This is a genomic window from Selenomonadales bacterium (genome assembly GCA_017442105.1).
GTDB lineage: Bacteria > Bacillota > Negativicutes > RGIG982 > RGIG982 > RGIG982.
This window is the reverse complement of the sequence record JAFSAX010000133.1, coordinates 1-3590: the sequence shown is the minus strand read 5'-3', so window position 1 is coordinate 3590 and position 3590 is coordinate 1. Positions and strand designations below refer to the sequence as shown.

General features: G+C 49.3%; 4 protein-coding genes. 1 reads left to right on the top strand and 3 read right to left on the bottom strand.

From position 1 onward, the window contains the following. Positions 1-78 precede the first annotated feature (78 nt). Genes IJN28_05125 through IJN28_05115 form a run of 3 tightly spaced genes read right to left on the bottom strand, consistent with a single transcriptional unit; the run spans position 79 to position 3129 of the window. Positions 79-507, bottom strand: coding sequence for a YolD-like family protein (locus IJN28_05125; GenBank protein ID MBQ6713149.1), 429 nt, complete (start codon positions 505-507; stop codon positions 79-81). 16 nt (positions 508-523) lie between these two features. Then, entirely contained in the window at positions 524-1558 is a 1035-nt protein-coding gene (locus IJN28_05120) for an alcohol dehydrogenase catalytic domain-containing protein (protein MBQ6713148.1), read from the bottom strand. 59 nt (positions 1559-1617) lie between these two features. Beyond that, positions 1618-3129 carry a DNA methylase gene (locus tag IJN28_05115; protein ID MBQ6713147.1) on the bottom strand — a complete coding sequence of 504 codons (1512 nt, stop codon included), beginning with the start codon at positions 3127-3129 and terminating at the stop codon, positions 1618-1620. Positions 3130-3328: 199 nt separating this feature from the next. Here IJN28_05115 and IJN28_05110 point away from each other — a divergent pair. Next, positions 3329-3590, top strand: a 262-nt coding sequence (locus tag IJN28_05110; protein MBQ6713146.1) for a C_GCAxxG_C_C family protein, incomplete at its 3' end; no start/stop codon positions are given.

Sequence of the window (3590 nt, the reverse complement as noted above, 5' to 3'; positions counted from 1 at the left end):
CAAAAACCGAAGGCTGTTCTCACTAGAACGGCCTTCGGCTCGTTTTTGCCAGTATTGGTTTGTCGCTCGCCACTACTTTCAATAGTCATCTATACTGCGAAACAAACTTCCTTCTATATCTATTATCTCTTCCATCGGTATCCTCGTGCCGTCATGCAGCAAGACAGTCTTTGCATACTCATCTATCTTTTTTACTCTGCCAGTAGCTTCAACGTACATACCGCCGTCTTTTTTATCGTCTGCGAGGAAGTAAGTAATAGTCACTTCCGGCTCGGCATTTATCTGCTCACGGATGAGTTGCAGTCGCTCGTTTAAGCGTTCTTTGCAGTCTTGCTGGAGGTCTATCTTTTTTTCTGTGAGGCGTGCTGTTTCTTTGATAGCGTTGCCATGGCCCGTCAGTGCCGCAAAGGGAGAGAACTGTGCTGCCCGCTGTGCCATCGTCAGCTGTGGTCTTGTTGCCGATTTTTTATGCGGCAGATCGATGATGTCATCATATTTCCCGCTCATTTGGTTCACATCTTTTCTACGGTTTTATCGCTACTTTGATCACGTTATCCTGCTTATTCTCGAACAGCGCGTATGCCTGCTCGATCTCAGCCAACGGATATGTATGCGTGATAAGCGGCGTAGTGTCTATTCTTCCTTCGGCTATCAATGATAATATCTCTTCGCAGTCACAACCATCTACACCGCCTGTTTTGAATGTCAGGTTCTTACCGTACATATCAGGAAGCGGCAGTATCTGCGGTCTGTCATACAGAGCGACTACCGTTACGATAGCATTCGGTCTTGCACATTGCCATGCAAGCTCAAACGTATCGCCCGCGCCTGCTACCTCGAGCACGACATCGGCACCGCCATGCTCACTTTCCGCAAGGACAGTGTCAAGACAATCTTCAGGTCTGGTCACGATAACATCAGGATAATGTTTCTTCACGAAGTTGATTCTGCTCTCATCCTGCTCACAGACGATAATTTTCTTAGGATTTTTCAGCATAACGCAGAGCAATGTGCAGATGCCTGTCGGGCCCGCACCGATGATGAGCACCGTATCGTCAGCTGTTATCTCAGAGATACGTGCCGTCCAAAAGCCCGTCGCCAATACATCACCGACGAAAAGTGCCTGCTCATCGCTGACATTATCGGGAATCTTGTTCAAGCCTTGGTTGGCAAACGGCACACGCACATATTCTGTCTGACCGCCGTCTATGCGGCACCCCAACGCCCAGCCGCCGTTTTTGTCGGTGCAGTTGTTGACATAGCCGTTCTTGCAGAAAAAACATTCCCCGCAGAAGGTCTCTACGTTGACAGTGACGCGGTCGCCTGCTTTGACAGAAGTGACAGCAGAGCCGACTTCTTCCACGATGCCTACCATTTCATGGCCGACGGTGATGCCGGGAACTGCCTTGGGCACACTGCCGTGCTTGATGTGCAGGTCTGACGAGCAGATGCTTGCCAATGTAACACGAACGATAGCGTCCTGTTCATGCATTATCTGCGGTTTGTCTTTTTCGACGAAAGCGAACTTGCCTTTTTCTACGTATGTGTATGCTAACATATATTATCCTCTTGCTTTCCTAATTTGCCGTTCTATTTTATGCAGATAGGCTTCCTATATTATGCTTTGTGCCCGCCTATCTGGTTGTTGCGCTCCTGTGCCGTTGCTCCTTCTTCGAGGTTCATGCCTTTCAGTACAGCATTCTTGCCGAATCTTTTTTTGATATTCAAAAGCGTATGTTGTATCTTCTTTTCCTTTTCTAAGGCGGCTTCTTCTTGCTCCCGCTCTCGCAGGATCGTTTCATAATCTGTGAACAGGTCGAGCTGTTCTACGGGTGAGCCTTTCGTTACGGTTCGTTCATCGACAAGTCGATTGGCAGAAATGCTTACTCGCCGCACCAATAGTGTAGGATCAACGATACGATCGTAGAGTGCAAGTACCGCCTCAGTCAGCTTCATCGCAGACGAGGTCTGGCACTCGATATTCGTTGTCCCGTGGGCATGCTTCGGAATCTTGCGCCCATAGGAGTCAGTCGTGACTTGCCCTTTGTACTGACTGCGCCTCACAGGGTCGGTCAGGTTCTCAATATCATAGCCTATCGTCAACACGATCTGGTCTGTGACAAGATTTTTATCCACTAGATCGAGTGCAAGCATATCGGTCATCTCATGCACGACCAGTCTTGCTTTAGCAAAATCATATGGTTCCTGCAGTACCTGTCCCGAGCAGATACTATTAGATGCAGGCTTATATGATTTGACCGCAGCCATGGTGCAAGGCTCCCATCCCCAAGCATGGTCTATCAAGAGCTCGGCATTGACACCAAACATCTTATACAAAAGCTCTTCCCCATGACGCGACAGTGACATTCGCGCTACATCGCCCATCGTAAACATGCCGTATCGCTCCAGTTTCGCGGCAATGCCCTTGCCTACCCGCCAAAAAGACACGAGCGGCCTATGCTCCCACAGCTGTCTGCGGTAGGACATCTCATCGAGCTCGGCAATACGCACACCGTCTTTATCGGCAGGCATTTTCTTCGCTACGATATCCATTGCAATTTTGGCGAGATACATATTCGTGCCGATGCCTGCTGTCGCTGTTATGCCTGTGGTATCAAGCACATCACGTATCATCGTCATCGCCAAGTCATGAGCTGACAGCTTATGCATTTTCAGATAGTGGGTAACATCCATGAATACCTCGTCGATCGAGTACACGTGGATATCCTCAGGTGCAATATATTTTAGATAGACCTTATATATCTGCGCGCTGATCTCGACATACTTCGCCATCTGCGGTGTGGCAACGATATAGCTGATAGACAACTTAGGATCGCTGTTAAGCTCCTCGATATCTGCCGACTCTCCGTTGAAGCTCTTGCCTGATATGTTGCGTTTCCTCTGCGCGTTGGCAAAGGTGACCTTCTGCTCGACTTCGAATAATCTGGGCCGCCCCGGGATGCCAAACGATTTCAACGCAGGCGATACCGCCAAGCAGATAGTCTTCTGCGTGCGGCTCGCATCGGCGACTACGAGATTGGCAGTCATGGGATTGAGCCCTCGTTCCATACATTCGACAGAGGCATAGAACGATTTCAAGTCGATCGCGATATAGGTCTTGTTATCTATCGTTCATACCTCCTTTACATCTTGTATCGTTATTGTACCATGCCATGACGATTCCATGCAAAAAAAGAAGGCTGTCCTCAGCGTTGCGACCGCCTTGCCGCTCATGCCAAGCTAGCCTTAATGCTGTGCTCTGGCAAAAGGGATTCGCCTCACAACATCGAATAATATAGGTAAGAAAATTGACTGAGGAGGTCTCGGCATGAGTGAATTTAGCGAAATGATTGGTATGGAAACAGGCAATGCTTTTAAAAGTGGTTACAACTGCTGCGAGGCGATCGTACAAGCCTTCAGAACAGTCGGCGGTGTGACGATCGATGATAATGCTTTTCGTATGTGCTCCGGCTTCGGCGGCGGCATCGGTCATGCACGCGACCTGTGCGGCGGTCTGGCAGGCTCCATCATGGTCATCAGCACCCTGGCAGGACGCACGAATCCGCAAGAAAAGCCTCTCGGTGAGATAT